Origin of the sequence: Haloarcula mannanilytica (assembly GCF_005406125.1) — an archaeon.
GTDB classification, from domain to species: domain Archaea; phylum Halobacteriota; class Halobacteria; order Halobacteriales; family Haloarculaceae; genus Haloarcula; species Haloarcula mannanilytica.
On the sequence record NZ_BIXZ01000001.1, the window covers coordinates 618,880 to 635,911 of the forward strand.

Sequence of the window (17,032 nt, forward strand, 5' to 3'; positions counted from 1 at the left end):
TACGCGCGCCGAGAATAGCGGTCGCGGTGCTGGCGAACGGTCGAACCTGACGCCCAGCGGCCGCGGTCATCACGTCCGAAAGCAGTTCGTCCCGAATAATAAACGTTCTGTGATAACTGCTGTCGAACGCTGTTGCGGGACCGGGCGGTCACCCGTGGCTGCTGGCTCGTAGTGACGGCCGGAGGCGAGGGCATGGGCCTACGCCCGGACCTCCTCGCTCTCCTCGGTCACGCCGATCTCCTCGGCGAACCGTTCGAGGACCGACATGGTGACCTGCTCCTCCGCGCCGTACTCCTTGACGCGGCGGGTCACTTCCCGAACCTCGGCCTCGGTCGGATCGTAGCCGGCGTCGACGAGCCGCTCCCGTACCGAGTGGGCCCCGGTGTGTTTGCCGAGTACGAGTTCGCGCGTGGCCCCGACCATCTCTGGGGTCATGACGCCCGGCTCGAACGTGTCGGAGTTCTCGATGACGCCCGCGGCGTGAATGCCGCTCTCGTGGGAGAAGGCGTTGCGCCCGACGACGGGCTTGTTCGCCGGCACCCCGATATCGGATTTCTCCTCGACGATCCGCGACAGCTCCGTGATGCGGGTGGTGTCGATTCCGGTGTCGACATCGTACAGCGACTCCAGTGCCATCACGACCTCCTCGTAGGCCGCGTTGCCGGCGCGTTCGCCGATGCCGTTGACCGACACCTGCGCCTGGCTGGCTCCGGCCTCGAAGCCGGAGATGGCGTTGGCCGACGCCAGCCCGAAGTCGTCGTGCGTGTGCACGTCGATGTAGGCGTCGGTGCAGTCGTCGACAATCTCGATGAGGTCGTAGAACCGCCGCGGCGTGGCGACCCCACACGTGTCCGGAATGTTGATCCAGTCCGCCCCCGCCGCGGACGTGGCCTCGATAACCTCGACGAGGAAGTCCTCGTCAGTCCGAGTCGCATCCATCGGCGAGAACATGCACTCGACGCCCGCGTCTTTGATCATCTCGACACAGTCGACGGCGGTGTCGAGCGCCTCCTGGCGGGTCGCGTGCATGGAATCCTGCAACTGTACGTCCGACGTCGAGACGAAGGTGTGGACCATGTCCACACCCGAATCCAAGGCCGCCTCGATGTCTTTCTCGACCACACGCGCCAGTCCGCAGGTCGTCACTCGCGTGGACTCGGCGATGTCCCGAACTGCCTCGAACTCCGCGTCGGAGTTGACGGGGAACCCGGCCTCGATGACGTGGGTCCCCATCTCGTCGAGCAGCGCGGCTATCTCGCGTTTGTCCTCGTAGTTGAACGACGTGCGTGGTGACTGCTCACCATCGCGCAGCGTGGTGTCGAAAATCCGTGCGTCTGTAATCTCAGACGTGGAATCCAGTGTGCCCTGGAAGAACTCGATCCGCCGGAGATCCCGACGTGCCCTCGTTGTTGGACATAAGCACCTGTATCTGGTCGCTTCCACTATTTATAATTGTCTATGAATCCAGTGGCACGTGGACACGACACATGGTCCGGCGCTGCCGAGCACGGCTATCGCCGCCATCGCGGCTGCCGCGCGTCAGACAGGTGGGGAGGATTTTTGCTACTTCAGGCGTTGATATCGGCATGAGCGATTTCGAGGGGCTGGACCTGCAGGCCGTGGAGGACCAGATGGACGACGACCGGGACGGCGCGGGCAGCAACCGGGTCGTGCTGGGTGTCCTCGACGGGTCGGAGCCGCCCGAGCAGTGGATATCCACCATCGAGAACGGCTCCGTGCTGGTCCTCAACGTCGAGGGCGACCTGAACGAACTCGCCGCCGGGTTCGCCCGCCCAGTCCGGGAGGCCGGCGGCGAACTGATGCATTTCCGTGGCTTTCTCGTCGTGACGCCGCCGGGCGTCAGCATCAACTCCGAACGGCTTGATTGAGTGGTGTTACAGGCTCCCTGGCGAGAGAGATGCTTACGGCGAGAGCAATCGTTGCAGCAGTCCGTGCCACACGCGGACACCGTGGTCCCACGCGTGCCAGCAGTCGTCGAGAAAACGGGGGGAGCGCCCGTCGGTGTGGCTCATTCTGGTCGTGATCTCGGTGTGACAGTCCGGACAGCGGTAATGGGTCCCGCGGCGGTTCTGAACAGTGATCCAGTCGCCGTCGTACCGACTCTGGTGCCCACAGTCCGGACAGAACAAGGTTGCCTTCGGCGGGACATTGCGCTCAGTCCCGGCGTCAGTTGGGGCCATCCTCAGTTACGGGGTGGCCGCCGACACGAAAAGAACCTGCCTATGAGGGGTCTATACGGCTACTAGTATAGGGGAGGTCATTATATCCGAGCCCAGCGGCTTCGTCCCGACACCCGCGACCGCTACTCGGACACCAGCGTCAAGTAGTGCCCGTCCGGGTCCCTGATGCGGACGCCTTCCTCGACAGAGGTGACGGCGAGTGCGTCGTCGGCAACCGCTCTGGCCGTCGATTTCGGGTCCTCGGCGACGACGCCGAAGTCGACGTGGACGCCGCCGCGGGCGTCAGCGATACCAAGTCGTGGCGACCACAGCTCCAGGTCGAGGTCGCCCGTCGACAGCCTGACCCGGCCTTCGTCGCGGCCGTCGTCGACCAGTTCGAACCCCAGCGCGGTGTAGAACTCCAACGCCGCCGGCAGGTCCTCGACTTCGAGGACGAGTTCGAACAGCCCCGTGACGCCGTCACCGTCGACCGCCCGCTCGCCGAGTTCGACGCAGTTGCCCTCGGTGTCATAGAAGTACAGCGACCGCGCGTCCCCGAAGGTGTGCTCGACCAGGTCAAAGCGCTCGTCCAGTCGGTCGTACCAGTGGTCGTACTCCCGCTCGGGAATCGTGAGCGCGTAGTGGGTGTGCAGGCCGCCGCGGGGAACCGTTCCCGGCGCGCGGAGCCGGAGTTCGGTGTCGCCGGCCGCGAGCACGGCTTCCTCCGGCGTCTCCGAGCGTACGTCGAGTTCCAAGAAGGCCTCGTAGAACGCCGTCGCACGGTCCGGGTACTTCACCTCTAGCGTGACCCAGGCAGGCGAAGAGAGCATACTCGTCCTTCGACCGCCACCGACAAAGCCGCTGTGGACGCCGCCCGGCGGTGACACAACGCCGAGACTGTCTTGTCCTGTTCTCGACCATTTATTCCTGTCTGGCCCGTACGACAGGTATGCCAATCAACGGAGACGACTCGGCGACCAAGTGGGTGGAGACGAACCGCTGGGACCGCGGGGCAAGCTGGATTGCCTATCCCGACGAGATGATGGTCCGTGCCAGCCACGTGCTCTCGACTGACACCGGCGTGTTCGTCGTCGACCCGGTCGATGTCGACGACATCGACGACCTGTTCGCCGACTTCGGCGAGGTCGCGGGGGTTGTTATCCTGCTGGACCGGCACAAGCGCGACAGCGCTGCCGTCGCGAACCGCCACGACGTGCCGGTGTATATCCCCGAGTGGATGTCCGGCGTCGAAGCCGACATTGACGCGCCGGTCGAACGCATCCATCGGCAACTGCCGGAGACGGATTACGGCGTCCACAAAATCATCGATAACTCGTTCTGGCAGGAGGCCGCGCTGTACGGCGACGAGGACGATACACTGGTGCTCCCCGAGGCGCTCGGGACGGCCGACTACTTCCTCGCCGGGGACGAGCGACTGGGTGTCCATCCGATGTTGCGCCTGTTCCCGCCGAAGAAACTCGCCCGGCTGGACCCCGAACGGGCGCTGGTCGGGCACGGCCACGGCGTGATGGAGGACGCCACCGAGGCCATCGCGTACGCGCTCCGCGGGTCGCGCGGCCGGACACCGGGCCTGTACGCGAAGAACCTCAAGTCGCTCGTACTCGGCTAAACTGACGCAAACGACGCCGTTTTACCCGACCCGTGCGAAAAGATAGCGTGGTCTACGTCACACGCGGACTCGTCGAGACGCTGTTACGGCTCGCCAGCGAGGCCGAACCCGACGACGTGACGATTTCGCTGGCCGTTACGCCGGCCGGGGAGCTCCCCGATGCGGACCTGCCCGAGGAGACGCCGGTGTTCACCGACTTCTATCTCCCCTCGGCCGGGGCCTCTGTCAATGCGGTGTTCGGTGTCGACCTGGGCACGCCGGCCGGCCAGACGCAGGGTCGGTTTGTCTCCCATCCCGACGGGTACATGGGCGTCAGCAAAACCGACGACCTCCACGAGGTGATCTTCGTCGGTATTCCCCCGTGGGACACCGACGCCCTCGGTGCCTTTGACAGAGCCGGACAAGAGCGGGAGGTCACGATTCTGGATATCGAACCGCCCGAGAAGTACCCGCAATAGCGCACCGTACCTCGGGCAGTTATTCCAAGTAGCCCAGGTCCCGCAACTGGTCGGTGATGTCCTGGAACTCCGCTTCGGTCAGTTCGCCTTCCCGCTGGTGCTGGACGACGATGCTCCGGAGCAGGAACCGAACGAGGTCCGAAGTGCTAGAGAAACTCGTCCCTTCTATCGTCTCCTCGACACGCTCCGCGAGGTCCTTCGGAATCGACACCGTAGTGTAATCGGACATGTCGGGACGGAGGCGTGCCGGCGGGATATGCGTTGTGACCCAGTTCAGCGCGGGTCCGTGGCCTCAGTGTCGAACTGGCCCATCGTGGCGTGATTCGTCGGCGAGAACATCTTCGGCGCGCGGCGAGAACTGTCCGCGTCGTCGAAGGGCAGCGTGGTTGTCGGGTACGAGTCGTCGTTTCGGGGGGTCGTGATTCGTGTTGTCATCCTGGGGGTCGTGTGGGTCGAGGTCTGTGGTTCGTGGGCGGTGCGGTGGCGGGTCGGCGCGAAAGGCGTACGTCGGATACAAGCATAGGGTACCACCACCTTTCGACCCATCCATAATAAATGTTCATGATGAAGAGGTGTAAGATACTGAAGTGTGGTAACAAGTGTTATGAAAAGAAATACCGTATTTTCAAACGGTGCCCAGAATGAAACTGCTACCCCGACTGTCGGGACTACTCGACACGGACGGTGGCGACTCGACAGGCATGCGCTATGAATGTACGCTGTGTGGCACTCGGACCGAAGACGCCAAGGCGGCCTGTCCGTCCTGTGGCGGCCAGATGGAGCGGCTCTGAGGCTCAGACGGCTAACTGGATTTCGTATTCGGTCAGGTTTTCGTACCCGTCAGCAGTGACGACGGCGATATCCTCGATTCTGACCCCGCCCACCTCGGGGTCGTAGAGGCCGGGCTCAATGGTGACGATGTGGCCCGGTTCGAGTTCGCCGCCGTTGGGCGACAGCCGCGGGAGTTCGTGAACATCGAGTCCGACGCCGTGGCCCGTGCTGTGGATGAACCCCGTCTCCGTTCGCTCGTCGTCGCGCAGCGTCGGTTCGCCGGCGTCCTCGTACACGTCACAGACGGCGTCGTGTACGTCCGCGCCGGTCGCGCCGGGTTCCAGCGCGTCGAAGGCAGCCGTCATCGCGCGCTCTGTGAGGTCGTGCCACTCCCGTACCGCGTCGCTGGGCTCGCCTTTCACGAACGTCCGGGTCATGTCGGCGTGGTACTTCGTCGCCTTGTCCTGCGGGAAGATGTCGATGATAATAGGCTCGTGTGCGACAAGCGGGCCGCTCCCACGGTCGTGGGGGTCCGCGGCGTCCGCCCCGCAGGCGACAATTGTCTCGTCGAGCGAGCAGCCGTTGCGAAGCAGCGTCACCTCGATTTCCTCTTTGACGCGTTCACTCGTCAGCGGTTCCCCGTCCAGTTCGAGCGTGTCGTCGGCCGCGATGTCCGCCGCTTCGAGCAGCGATTCGGCGGCCGCCATCGCCGCCTCGTTGGCCCGCTGTGCCGTCCGGATGTGGTCGACTTCAATCTCAGTTTTCGTTGCCCGGATCTCCGTGACGATGCCGTCGGTGTCCGCCGTCACGTCGACGCCGCGTGTGCGCAGGCCGTCCGCAGTTCGAAGCGGGAACCGCGGCGGCACGGCCACGCTATCAACGTCGTAGGCCGCGAGAAAATCCGCAAGGACGTGCGAGACAGCCTCGTCGGGACCGTACTCCTCGACCTTTTTCTGGTGGTCGAAGTCGACGTACCGCTGGACGGTGTCGGCCCGCGACTCGCGCTTGGCGCGGCCGAACTCCAGACTCCGCGGGAAAAGGAGGTGCGTGTCGCCGTCGTACAGCGTGATGAACGGGTCCGGCGCGTCAAAGCCCGAGAGGTAGTACTGGTCGGAGACCTCGGAATCAGCGTCGAGGAGGTAGCCGTCAACGCCGGCCTCGTCGAGATATGCGTCCAGTGCCGAGAGATCGGGTTCCATGCCTGCCAGTCGGGTCCCCATCCCCATATACGTCTCCCACTCGGTCGACTCAGCGAACCGGTGATGGACAGTTCTCCTGTCGGGATGAAGCAACCGTGAGTGACCATGACATCGCACCCTGTTGTGTGGCCACGGGTGCCATACCGATGTAGTTTGGCCGCCCATTTATTCACGCTCCAGCCCCTCTGTACTGGTAATGAGTGACTTGTCCGGTGAGGATGTGACTGTCGTCGGTGGCGGCATCGGCGGCCTCTCCGCTGCCTGTTACCTGGCGGACGCGGGGGCCGACGTTTCGCTGCTGGAGAAAAACGAGCAACTCGGCGGCCGTGCCTCCCGGCTGGAGGCCGAGGGGTTCCGGTTCGACATGGGGCCGTCGTGGTATCTGATGCCCGACGTGTTCGAGCGCTTCTTCGCGTACTTCGGCAAGGAGCCACGCGACTACTACGACCTCCAGCGGCTCGACCCCCACTACCGGATTTTCTTCAAAGACGGCGACCGCATCGACGTGACCGGCGACAACGAGGAGATGGCCCGGAAGTTCGAGGCGTACGAGCCCGGCGCGGGCGAGGCATTCGAGGAGTACCTCGCAACGAGTGAGCGCCATTACGAGACGGCGATGAACAAGTTCGTCTACGAGGACCGCTCGGAGCTGCGGGACTGGATTGATCTCGATGTGATGACCGCGGCCCCGGTCGGCCTCCAGCTCATCGGCTCGATGCAGGGCCACGTCGAGGACTACTTCGAGCATCCGAAGCTCCAGCAGATAATGCAGTACACGCTCGTCTTCCTCGGCGGCTCGCCCCGGACAACGCCCGCCCTCTACAACATGATGAGCCACGTCGATTTCAACCTCGGCGTCTACTACCCCGACGGCGGCGTCGGCGCGGTCGTCGACGGCCTCGTCGAACTCGGCGAGGAACTCGGCGTCACCTACGAGACCGACGCCGAGGTCGATGAAATCGCTCGCCGGAAGCAGGGCTTTCTCGTCGAGACGGTGCATGGCGAGACGACCCATCCCGACGAAGTGGTCGTCAACGCCGACTACGCCCACGCTGAACGGGAACTCCTGCCCGACCACGAGCGCCAATACGACGACGACTACTGGGACGACAAGACCTACGCGCCGTCTGCCTTCCTCATGTACATGGGCGTCGAGGGCGACGTGGAGCCCCTGGAGCATCACACGCTCGTCCTGCCGACGGACTGGGACCCCCACTTCGATGACATCTTTGAAGACCCCGCATGGCCCGACGATCCGGCCTACTACCTCTGTGTCCCCTCGAAGACCGACGACAGCGTCGCCCCCGACGGCCACTCGAACCTGTTCGTGCTGGTTCCCATCGCGCCGGGCCTGCACGACGGCGACGAAATCCGCCAAGAGTACCGCGAGAAAGTCCTGGCCGACATCGCCGACAACACCGGCGTCGACCTGCGCGACCGCATCGTCTATGAAAAGCAGTTCGCCGTCTCCGACTTCGGCGAGCGATACAACGCTACCGAAGGAACGGCTCTCGGGCTGGCCCACACGCTCCGCCAGACGGCCCTGTTGCGGCCCAACAACCGCTCGTCGGCCGTCGACAGCCTCTACTTCACGGGGTCGTTCACGACGCCCGGCATCGGCGTGCCGATGTGTCTCATCAGCGGCGAACACACTGCGAAGGCGCTCATCGAGGATACCGCCTGAGTAATGCCCGAACTCCCGACCGACCGCATCGACGCCGTCATTCCGCCGGAGGAGACGCTGGTGGGGTATCTGTTGCGCCTCTCCAGACCCCGGTTCTGGCTGTACCTCGGCGGCCCGGTCATCGTCGGCGTCAGCTACGCGGCCGACGGGCCGGGGGAACTGTTTGCGCCGCTGGCAATCGCGCTGTTCCTGTATTTCACCATCCCCGCGAACGTGTTCCTCTACGGCGTCAACGACATCTTCGACGCCGACATCGACGAGCACAATCCCAAAAAAGACGAGGGCCGGGAGGTGAGCTACCGCGGGAACAGCGTCGTCACAGCCATCGTCGTCGCCAGCGGCGCACTCGCGCTCCCGTTCGTCCTTGGCCTGCCGATGCTTGGCGTCGTGGCCTTGCTCGCCTGGCTTGTGCTCTCTGTCGAGTACTCCGCGCCGCCGTTGCGGTTCAAGACGACGCCGTTTCTGGACTCTATCTCCAACGGCCTGTACATCCTGCCCGGCGTTATCGCCTACGCCGCTATCGAAGGCGTCGCCCCGCCAGCGCCGGCCGTCGCCGGCGCGTGGCTCTGGGCGATGGGAATGCACACCTTCTCGGCGATTCCGGACATCGAACCCGACCGCGAGGCCGGCATCCAAACGACGGCGACGTTCCTGGGCGAGTCGAACACCTACTACTACTGCGTGATGTGCTGGCTCACGGCCGCGTTCGTGTTCACCTACACCCACTGGGTGTTCGGCCTGCTACTGCTCGTCTACCCCGGCCTCGTGTTCGGGATTCTGGGCATCGGCGTCGACATCGAGGAAGCCTACTGGTGGTACCCGGCAATCAACACCGTCGTCGGCACGGTGTTCACGCTCATCGCCCTGTGGGTGATGCTGTATGGCTGACGGCGAAGACTGGGAACTGGCGGGGTGGGCGCTGCCGGAGACGAGAGGCGACGCGACCGCGCGGTTCGACCGATTCGTCACCGAGAACCGCTTTACCATTGCCGTCGTGTTCCCGCTCGTCGGCGCGGTTACGCTGCTTGCCAGCGCCGAGGGCCTGCTCCCGGACCCGCTCGCGTTCAACCCCTACTTCGTCCTCTTTGGCACGTTCGTGATGCGATTGCCCCTCGTGGCCGGCGTCTTCCCGCTCGTGGATCGCCGGGCCGGGCTAGCGCTGGTCGCGCTGACGCTGTACTCCTATGGCATCGAACTCGTCGGCGTCAGGACCGGCTGGCCCTACGGAGAGTTTACCTACGGCGTCGACCTCGGCCCGATGCTGCTGGGCGAGGTACCGTTCGGGCTCCCGGTGTTTTTCTTCCCGCTGGTCCTGAATGCCTACCTGCTCGTCCTGCTGTTGCTCGGTGACCGTGCGGCGTCGACCGCGGTGCGGCTGCTGGCGACGCTTTCGACGGTCATGCTCGTCGACCTCGTGCTCGACCCCGGCGCGGTCGCTATCGGCTTCTGGACCTACGACGTGGCCCAGTTCTACGGCGTCCCGTGGCAGAACTACGCGGGGTGGCTCCTCTCGGGGTCTGTCGCCGTCCTGCTGTTCGACCTCGGGTTCGACCGCGCGGGCCTCCGACAGCGGCTCAAAGACTGTCCGTTCATGCTCGATGATCTCGTGAGCTTCATCCTGCTGTGGGGCGGTATCAATCTCTTCTACGCGAACTGGGTGCCGGTCGGTCTGGCGGCGCTGCTGGGTGCCGGCCTGCTGTGGACGGACCGCTTCGACTTCGATCTCTCGGAGACGCGGCTCGGTCGGGCCGTCTGGCGGTAGCTCGCCGAAACCGCTGTCGTCTGTGGCAGGCCAAGCGTTTAAGCGACCGCGTAGGTAGGTGGACGTATGGAGCGAATCCCGTTCGGGGTCCGCCAGCTCGACTCCATCATCAACGGTGGGGCACCTGTCGGGAGCGTCGTCTTGCTCTCGGGCGAGGCCGGCGCCGGGTCCCGGGAGTTCATGCACACGAGCGCGCTCATCAACGGACTCCAGCAGGTCGACGAGGAGCGCCACGACCTCTACTACGGCGACCTCTCGGCCGACGCCGTCGCCCCCGAGGAGGTCCACTACATCTCCTTTACCGCAAGCGAATCGCAACTGGTCGACGAGATGCGGTTGGCGATGAGCGACGAGGTGGTCGATAAGGGGAGCCAGGCCGTTGAGTTCCACGACCTCTCGGAGCGGTACTTCCACATCAGTCCAGTGCCGCGAGACTGGTACGCCAGCGAAACCGCCTCGATCACCGACCTCCGGGCGCGCCACGAGCGGGAGGACCTGCTCGGCACGCTCGGCATGGTCCTGAACGAGGTGGCGGCGAACAACCTCGTCGTCATCGACTCGCTGTCGGATCTGGTCAGCGCGATGGGCGAAGAAATCGACTGGTCGGACATCAGCTCGCTCGTCCAGGGCATCCAGAAGGCGGCCCACCAGTGGGGCGGTCTCATCCTCCTGCATATCAACCACGAGACGCTGTCGTCGGTTCGCCACGGCCAGCTCGTCGACGCCTCCCACGGCACGATGGAGTTCGCATGGGAGTCGGGCGGCTCCTCCCGGGCGCGAACCCTCGTCGTCCGGCAGTTTCGCGGCGTCCTCTCACAGATCGAGGACGAGGACATCGTCCAGTTCGAGACGGAACTGGGCGAGGCCGGCTTCGACATCAGCGACGTGCGCAAGATTCGATAACGATAGCGGGCGGTACGGCTGCCTGTAACCGTCGAGAAAGGACAATGAGCGGCGTGTCGACGGCTCGCTCCCGCTCTCGGTATCTGAAATCGGCGGTAAACCCTTATCAGGCTTGTTCCTCAATGGTGTCGTAATGTCCTCCGAGTCGACCGAAGACGGGGGAGTCCACGTCGAGCTATCCACAGATTTAGACGAGTGGCTGACCGAGCAGGCCGAGACGCTTGACGTTCCGCGTGAGGTCGTCATGGAGCAACTACTGGCCGCATACAGGGCCTCGGCCGAGTTCGACGACGGGATCGATGACGTGGCCCACCCGCCAGCGGACGAACTCGACGCCGTCGTCGCCGCGGCCGTCGACGAGCGGCTAGCGGAGTCAGTCGAAGCGGCGACCGAAAGCGCCGTAAGTTCCCGCCTCCCCGATATCGTCGACACGGTGGAACGCCAGCTCGCGGAGCGGTTCGACGCGCTCGAAGCCGACTTTCAGGCCAAAATCGACGACGTTCGCGAGCGCGTCGTGCAGGTCAAACGGGAGACCGACGCGAAAGCGCCAGCCGACCACAGCCACGAGGAGTTCGACCGCATCGATGCGCTCAGTCAAGATATCGAGGGGTTGGAGACGGAAATCGACGCGCTTCGGGACGACGTGACCGAATCGCTCGACACACAGGACGACCAGCTCGACGACATCGGTGAGCTCGACGACCGCTTGGACGATGTCGAGGACAAACTCACCCGCGTCGCCTGGGTCGTCAGCGACCTCCGCGACGACCAGGGCGGGCGGGACCAGAACCAGAAAGCCGTCGATCGACTGAAACGCGCGGCAGCACAGGAAAACATCTCGACGGCCCGGTGTTCGAACTGCAGCGAGCAGGTCGAAATCGGGCTGTTGACCGAACCCCAGTGTCCCCACTGCAACGCGACAGTGTCGGACGTGCGGCCCGAGGGCGGCATCATCCGTTCGAAGGCACGGCTGGTGGCCGCGGCACAGCTCGGCCCGGGAGAGAGCGATGAGTGACGACGAGCGAGATCCGTTCGAGGAGCTCGACCCTGGCGACGACCGCGAGGGCGACCCGTTCGAGCGCCTCGGAGAGGGGCCTGACAGCGAAGAAGCCCCGGAAACCGAGACGGATGCCGACACGTCAGAGCCGCCGGAAGCGCCCCCGTTCGGGGACGATGCGGCCGACCTGACAGAGTCACACCAGTCAGCCGACGACGGCTGGTCGGGAAGCGAGTCACGTGACACATCAGCGTCCGAGACGCCCGAAACGGATCCCGCTGGAGACGGTGCTGACGACCTCCTCTCGGCCGTCGATACCGAGGAGTTCCGTTCGGACTCGGTAACCGAGACGGACGATGCCGGTTTGGGGTCGTCGACGGACCCGGAAGACCCCTTCTCGGGGATGGACGGCCCTGGCGAGGACCCGTTCGGAAGCGGCGAGAGCGCGTTCGAGCGGGTCGATGTCGACCATATCGACGCCGACAAGGTGTGGGCGGAAATCGCCGAGGACGGAGACAGTGAGGACCTGTCGGAGAGTCGCTATGCGGAGGTGTCGAAACACCGCTACTGCGAGCAGTGCGAGCACTTCTCCGAGCCACCCAACGCCCGCTGCACGAACGACGGGACCGAGATCATGGAGTTTCTCGACATGGAGACGGTCCGGCTTCTGAACTGTCCGGTCGTCGCCGAGCAACACGAGATCGAGCGCGAGCAGTAACGGCTTTTTGCCTCGGTGTCCGACGGGCGTGTATGCAGTTCTGCGACGACTGTGGCTCGATGATGCACGCTGACGGTGACGAGATGGTCTGTCAGTCCTGTGGCACGCGAGTTACCAAAGACGAGGACCGCGCGGAAGAGTTCGTCAGCACGGCCGAACAGAGCGGCGACGAACTGATCGAGACCGAAGAGGGCTCGAACTTCGAGGGGAAGCCGACGGCCGACGACGTGACCTGTGAGGAGTGCGGCCACGGGAAAGCGTGGTACACGATCAAACAGACGGGGTCAGCCGACGAACCGCCGACGCGGTTTTTCAAGTGTCAGGACTGTGGCCACCGATGGCGCGAGTACAACTAAAGTAGCGAATCCAGTATCCTGAGTTCCTCTTCCTCGGAGATATTCTCGGAGTTCAGACACGCATGGACGACTTTGTGGACGAGTTCCGGGTCCTGAAACGGCTGCGGGGAACCGCCGCCGTCCGCGACAGTTTCGACCTGGCCTTCGAGCTCGGCCAGTTGCTCGGAGAGGTCCTCTACGGTCGACTGGAACGTGGTGATGGTGGTGTTCACTTCGCCGGCCGCCGTCGCGGTCTCCGGCGGCGGGTAGTCGCCGTCGTCCGTCTTGGGCTCGGATTCTGACGCCCGTCTGTCTGCTCCGTCGGGGGACTCGGTCGGTTCGGAGTCTGACGACTGCGTTTCGGGTTCGTCCGGGCTCGCTGTCGACTCGGTCCCTTCGGGCTCTGTGTCGCCGAGCACAGCGTTGGCGAACGCCTCGCGGTTCGCCCAGTCGAACCCGGCGATCCCGTTGACGCGGTTGCTCACTGTCGAGGCGGTCACGCCGAGTTTCTCGGCGAGATCCCGCTGGGACGCGGTCGGGTGTTTCCGAATCGCTTTGATCGTCTCGTACTCGGTCGACGAGAGCTCATCGGGGTCCGGAAGCGACTGGGGCGCTGACGATTGGTCGCCGGACGACTGCTCGGACGCGTTCGGTTCGTCGTCCTCTGCCGGATCGCCGTGTTCTTCGAGGACACGTTCGACGAGGTCCGTTGTCGCACTCGGAACTTCCGACGCAAGCTCGGCGATGGAGGCCTCGGGATTCTCGGCCGCAACGTCGAGTATTTGCTTGTGACGCATCGATTTGGGGACCGTTCGGCCCTTCGTTGATTTGCTCATTGGTATCACCACGTTGGGGAGACACTACTCAACCCCCTAACCTGATACTCATCTGAACTGAACACCGGGATATGTCAAAAGCTTTTTGTTAGGAACAAACATTAATTATGATGTTATTTAGATGTATGTCCGGCTACATCTATCGATTGCGTGCTCGGCGGAACGCAACCACGCAACACCCGAATCAAGCCAGCCGGCGAGGAAACAGCAACCGAATCGGAGGAACCCGTCGCTCGTGAGAACTGTCTTTTCGTCGCAGAAAGCCACTCCGGTTCGCGTGAATCCGTATCAGACCCCTTCGAGGTCGGACCGGTACTCGTTGATCTGGTCGTCGGCGTCCTCGATGGCACCAGTCACGTCTCCGGCGTCGCCGCTACTGAGGTCGTTGAGCGCCGACTGGATGCGGGCGAGACGGCCGTGGTCGGGGCCGTGCTCGTCAGTCGCCAGGGTGTCGAGTTGCTCGGCGAGTTCGGTGAGACGCTCGCGTGCGTCATCACTGTCAGTGTCTTCAGCAGCCGATTCAAGCAGTTCGCTCGCGGATGCGAGTTCGTCGCGTGTCATACGTGGAGATTCACAGATGGGGACTAAAACGATTCGGCTTACGGGAGCGGGTTTATTTAACTATGTCAGTGGGCATCGAGTGGACAAGCAACGCTTACCCCGCGTCCGCTCGCAGACGTACCATGGCAAACTTCCTCTTTTGTTCGTTGGACGCGGCCCTCATCGGCGACATCGCCTGGCAGGTCTCGAAGGAAGGCCACGACGTTCGGTACTACATCGAAGCCGACAGTGATCAGGAGATCGCCGACGGGTTCGTCCAGAAAACCGACGACTGGCGGGGCGACCTTGACTGGGCCGATGTCATTATCCTTGACGACATCTGGGTTGGCAGCGATATCGGCACTGGTGAGATTGCACAGGACCTTCGAGCCGAGGGCCACGCTGTCGTCGGCGGGACGCCGAATACGGACACGCTCGAAGAAGACCGCGGCTACGCGATGGAAGTTCTCGAAGACAACGGTGTCACCACTGTCGAACACCATGTCTTCGAAGACTTCGACGCTGGCATCCAGCACGTCGAAGAGAACCCTGCACCGTACGTCATCAAACCACTCGGAGAGGTACAAAACGTCAAGCGACTCCTCTACGTCGGCAACGAGGACGACGGGAGTGATGTTGTGGACGTGCTGAAGGCGTACAAAAAGGCGTGGGGCCACCGGATGAAGGGGTTTCAGCTCCAGCGTAAAGTCGAAGGCGTCGAGGTCGCCGTCTGTGGATTCTTCAACGGCGAGTCGTTCATTGAGCCGATCAACTTCAATTTCGAGCACAAGAAGCTGTTTCCGGGCAACATCGGGCCATCGACCGGGGAGATGGGGACCTCGATGTTCTGGGCGGGCCGAAACGAACTGTTCACGGCGACGCTCGGGAAACTGGAGGGGTGGCTGGCCGATGAGGGGTACGTCGGCAGCATCGACCTCAACTGCATCGTCAACGACACCGGCATCTATCCGCTGGAGTTTACACCCCGGTTCGGGTATCCGACAATCACGCTGCAAGAGGAGTCCTTTGAGTCAGAAACGGGGCAGTTCTTCCTCGATCTGGCGAACGGACGCGATCCGGGCCTGGAAGTCCACCGGGGGTATCAGATCGCGGTTCGGGTCGTCCTGCCACCCTTCCCGTTCGACGACGAGCAAACGTACGACGAGAACTCCCGCAACGCCGCGGTCGTCTTTGCGTCCGACAGCCGCGAAGGTATCCACATCGAGGACGCGAAGCGCGTGCCCGTTGAGGGCACGGAACGCGCGACCGGCGAGGGAAGCGAGCCGGGAGCGGCGGTCGACGGCCAATGGCGTGTAGCTGGCGAGAGCGGGATGCCACTGGTCGTCACGGGCAAGGGCGAGACGATGCAGGCGGCGCGCGAGCAGGCATACGGGCGCGTCGATGATATCATTATCCCGAATCTGTACTACCGGGACGACATCGGAGAGCGGTGGATCGACGGTGACGGTGACCGGTTGCAGGCGTGGGGGTATCTCGGGCCGTAATCACGAGTCGCTATCAGTAGTGATGAGATCAGACAACTCGAAGAGGCGCACATCATCGCGCGTGTCAGCGGTGTTTTCAAGATCAGCAGTGTACCCGGAGCGACTGAACAAGACGTACAGGGTTTTCCCGTCTGCTGGCTCTTCTGACCACCGTACCTCTGACGCCGTTCGTTCGAGGTCGGCGAGAACACCCTCGCTCACGGGTTGGGATGTGAACTTACACTCGCCTGCAACGAGCCCCTCGTCTGTGAGCCCGAGGGCATCCAACTCGTGTTCTTTGAACCACCACTGCCCGACATCCCGGAACTGTCGGTCAATGAGGGCCGGAAGCGCTTGCTGGCAGAGACGCTCGAACAGCGGGCTTACGTAATCAGCCAGGTCAGGTGCAACGAGTTCCTCGTACGCGTCGTCGCCGAGCAATCGAATCTGGTCCTGGTTGCCATACACGAACCGGAACCAGAACCGGAACAGTGGTGCAGCGATGCGATACCGGCCCCGTTTCGACGATGTCGGTGATTCGGTGACCGGTATATGGCGTTCGACGAGGCGGAGTCGCCGAAGCTTCTGGAGGTACGTGCTGAGCGAGCCCGAATCCACGCCGGCCATGCCCGCGATCTCGTTCGGAGTGCGACGCCCATGAGCGAGCGCACGGAGAATACTGAAGTACGTGTTCGGCTGTCGGAGTTCGGTCCGGAGCAAGAACTCAGGCTCGGAGAACAGCAGACCGCGTTCTGACAGAATCGCCTGCGTGACGTTCGTTCCTAACGGCTGGTCGGGGTCGATAGTCTGGAGGTAGTACGGCGTGCCCCCGTAGATTGACCACGCAGTGATAGCAGTCTCGGGGTCATACTCCGGGAAGAACTGGCGTGCGTCGGCAACGGAGAGCGGCGTGAGGTCAATCGTCTCTGTCCGCCGACCATACAGCGGTGCGCTGCCGGAGAGGACCTTGTCTTCCATAACGCTGATCGAGGAGCCGACAAGCACGAGTGTCATCCCCGACTCCTGTAGTTCCATGTCCCAGACGCGTTGTATCCGGGATGGAAGCGATTCGTCCTCCTCGATGAGGAACGGGAACTCGTCGATGACGACGACAGCGTTCTCTTCCCCCAGTTCTTCGAGCAGTACCTCCCAGTCACGGCGAACGTTGCGCAACGACGGAAACTGCGCAGTGACTGTCTCGACGAACTGTTCGAGTTGATTCGGTGCCGTGGACTCAACTGCCTGGTAGTAGACGGCATCGTCCCGATCAGCGATGGACTGGCGAACGAGTTCGCTTTTCCCGAGTCGGTGGCGTCCATAAATGACGACGAAGTCTGCCGTCTCGGACTCGTAGCAGCCTGTTAGTTGCTCAAGTTCGAGGGTCCGGTCAACGAATTGATCCATGCATCTAGATGTACCGCCGCATAAATAGAATTCCCGATTTTGGAAATTTCGATTTCAGAAATATAGATTTCATATTTGGGCCACTGGGACAGAATGACAGGACAGGTCAAAGACCAGGATCACACAATACG

21 protein-coding genes are annotated in these 17,032 nt (G+C 63.2%); 12 read left to right on the forward strand and 9 right to left on the reverse strand.

Going from position 1 to position 17,032, the window contains the following annotated elements; genetic code table 11:
• Positions 1 to 198: 198 nt before the first annotated feature.
• Positions 199 to 1,443 carry a LeuA family protein gene (locus Harman_RS03070; protein WP_137682344.1) on the reverse strand — a complete coding sequence of 415 codons (1,245 nt, stop codon included), beginning with the start codon at positions 1,441 to 1,443 and terminating at the stop codon, positions 199 to 201.
• Between the two features lie 143 nt (positions 1,444 to 1,586).
• On the opposite strand from Harman_RS03070, the gene Harman_RS03075 reads away from it, so the two are divergent.
• The gene (locus tag Harman_RS03075; protein WP_137682345.1) at positions 1,587 to 1,889 is read left to right on the forward strand and encodes a DUF5779 family protein; all 303 of its coding nucleotides are present in this window, start codon (positions 1,587 to 1,589) and stop codon (positions 1,887 to 1,889) included.
• 33 nt (positions 1,890 to 1,922) lie between these two features.
• Here Harman_RS03075 and Harman_RS03080 read toward each other — a convergent pair whose 3' ends face one another.
• Positions 1,923 to 2,201: a hypothetical protein gene (locus Harman_RS03080; RefSeq protein ID WP_137682346.1), complete on the reverse strand. Its 279-nt coding sequence runs from the start codon at positions 2,199 to 2,201 to the stop codon at positions 1,923 to 1,925.
• Between the two features lie 122 nt (positions 2,202 to 2,323).
• The gene (locus Harman_RS03085; protein ID WP_137682347.1) at positions 2,324 to 3,010 is read right to left on the reverse strand and encodes a VOC family protein; all 687 of its coding nucleotides are present in this window, start codon (positions 3,008 to 3,010) and stop codon (positions 2,324 to 2,326) included.
• A gap of 119 nt (positions 3,011 to 3,129) precedes the next feature.
• Here Harman_RS03085 and Harman_RS03090 point away from each other — a divergent pair, with 119 nt between their 5' ends.
• Positions 3,130 to 3,810 carry a hypothetical protein gene (locus Harman_RS03090; protein WP_137682348.1) on the forward strand — a complete coding sequence of 227 codons (681 nt, stop codon included), beginning with the start codon at positions 3,130 to 3,132 and terminating at the stop codon, positions 3,808 to 3,810.
• A 47-nt stretch (positions 3,811 to 3,857) separates the two neighbouring features.
• On the forward strand, positions 3,858 to 4,268 hold the full coding sequence (locus Harman_RS03095) for a hypothetical protein (RefSeq protein WP_137682349.1): 411 nt from the start codon (positions 3,858 to 3,860) through the stop codon (positions 4,266 to 4,268).
• Positions 4,269 to 4,287: 19 nt separating this feature from the next.
• On the opposite strand, the gene Harman_RS03100 is transcribed toward Harman_RS03095, so the two are convergent.
• Together Harman_RS03100 and Harman_RS21370 are read right to left on the reverse strand one after the other, a co-directional pair.
• Positions 4,288 to 4,497, reverse strand: coding sequence for a ribbon-helix-helix domain-containing protein (locus Harman_RS03100; protein WP_137682350.1), 210 nt, complete (start codon positions 4,495 to 4,497; stop codon positions 4,288 to 4,290).
• A gap of 44 nt (positions 4,498 to 4,541) precedes the next feature.
• Positions 4,542 to 4,703, reverse strand: coding sequence for a hypothetical protein (locus tag Harman_RS21370; RefSeq protein ID WP_200830813.1), 162 nt, complete (start codon positions 4,701 to 4,703; stop codon positions 4,542 to 4,544).
• A 206-nt stretch (positions 4,704 to 4,909) separates the two neighbouring features.
• Between Harman_RS21370 and Harman_RS03105 the strand changes: the two genes are divergently transcribed.
• The gene (locus Harman_RS03105; protein WP_137682351.1) at positions 4,910 to 5,059 is read left to right on the forward strand and encodes a rubrerythrin-like domain-containing protein; all 150 of its coding nucleotides are present in this window, start codon (positions 4,910 to 4,912) and stop codon (positions 5,057 to 5,059) included.
• Between the two features lie 3 nt (positions 5,060 to 5,062).
• Here Harman_RS03105 and Harman_RS03110 read toward each other — a convergent pair whose 3' ends face one another.
• Positions 5,063 to 6,238: a M24 family metallopeptidase gene (locus Harman_RS03110; protein ID WP_137682352.1), complete on the reverse strand. Its 1,176-nt coding sequence runs from the start codon at positions 6,236 to 6,238 to the stop codon at positions 5,063 to 5,065.
• Between the two features lie 196 nt (positions 6,239 to 6,434).
• Here Harman_RS03110 and crtD point away from each other — a divergent pair, with 196 nt between their 5' ends.
• From crtD to Harman_RS03145, 7 genes are all read left to right on the forward strand, one after another.
• A complete protein-coding gene (gene crtD, locus Harman_RS03115) occupies positions 6,435 to 7,922 on the forward strand; it encodes a carotenoid 3,4-desaturase (protein WP_137682353.1) in 1,488 nt (495 codons plus the stop codon).
• A gap of 3 nt (positions 7,923 to 7,925) precedes the next feature.
• Complete coding sequence (locus Harman_RS03120) at positions 7,926 to 8,810, forward strand: prenyltransferase (protein WP_137682354.1); 885 nt, start codon at positions 7,926 to 7,928, stop codon at positions 8,808 to 8,810.
• On the forward strand, positions 8,803 to 9,684 hold the full coding sequence (gene cruF, locus Harman_RS03125; protein WP_137682355.1) for a bisanhydrobacterioruberin hydratase: 882 nt from the start codon (positions 8,803 to 8,805) through the stop codon (positions 9,682 to 9,684). The genes Harman_RS03120 and cruF overlap by 8 nt, the downstream gene beginning before the upstream one ends.
• Positions 9,685 to 9,750: 66 nt before the next feature.
• Entirely contained in the window at positions 9,751 to 10,587 is an 837-nt protein-coding gene (locus Harman_RS03130; RefSeq protein WP_137682356.1) for an RAD55 family ATPase, read from the forward strand.
• Between the two features lie 133 nt (positions 10,588 to 10,720).
• Entirely contained in the window at positions 10,721 to 11,602 is an 882-nt protein-coding gene (locus tag Harman_RS03135; RefSeq protein ID WP_137682357.1) for a hypothetical protein, read from the forward strand.
• The gene (locus Harman_RS03140; RefSeq protein ID WP_137682358.1) at positions 11,595 to 12,302 is read left to right on the forward strand and encodes a hypothetical protein; all 708 of its coding nucleotides are present in this window, start codon (positions 11,595 to 11,597) and stop codon (positions 12,300 to 12,302) included. The genes Harman_RS03135 and Harman_RS03140 overlap by 8 nt, the downstream gene beginning before the upstream one ends.
• Positions 12,303 to 12,334: 32 nt before the next feature.
• Positions 12,335 to 12,658, forward strand: coding sequence for a transcription factor S (locus tag Harman_RS03145; protein ID WP_137682359.1), 324 nt, complete (start codon positions 12,335 to 12,337; stop codon positions 12,656 to 12,658).
• On the opposite strand, the gene Harman_RS03150 is transcribed toward Harman_RS03145, so the two are convergent.
• Positions 12,655 to 13,473 (reverse strand): winged helix-turn-helix transcriptional regulator, encoded by an 819-nt coding sequence (locus tag Harman_RS03150; RefSeq protein WP_235007150.1) that lies wholly within the window; start codon positions 13,471 to 13,473, stop codon positions 12,655 to 12,657. The genes Harman_RS03145 and Harman_RS03150 overlap by 4 nt on opposite strands.
• Positions 13,474 to 13,761: 288 nt before the next feature.
• Complete coding sequence (locus Harman_RS03155) at positions 13,762 to 14,034, reverse strand: DUF7553 family protein (protein ID WP_137682360.1); 273 nt, start codon at positions 14,032 to 14,034, stop codon at positions 13,762 to 13,764.
• Between the two features lie 122 nt (positions 14,035 to 14,156).
• On the opposite strand from Harman_RS03155, the gene Harman_RS03160 reads away from it, so the two are divergent.
• On the forward strand, positions 14,157 to 15,518 hold the full coding sequence (locus Harman_RS03160; RefSeq protein ID WP_137682361.1) for a phosphoribosylamine--glycine ligase: 1,362 nt from the start codon (positions 14,157 to 14,159) through the stop codon (positions 15,516 to 15,518).
• On the opposite strand, the gene Harman_RS03165 is transcribed toward Harman_RS03160, so the two are convergent.
• Positions 15,519 to 16,901, reverse strand: coding sequence for an ATP-binding protein (locus Harman_RS03165; protein ID WP_137682362.1), 1,383 nt, complete (start codon positions 16,899 to 16,901; stop codon positions 15,519 to 15,521).
• Positions 16,902 to 17,032: the final 131 nt, after the last annotated feature.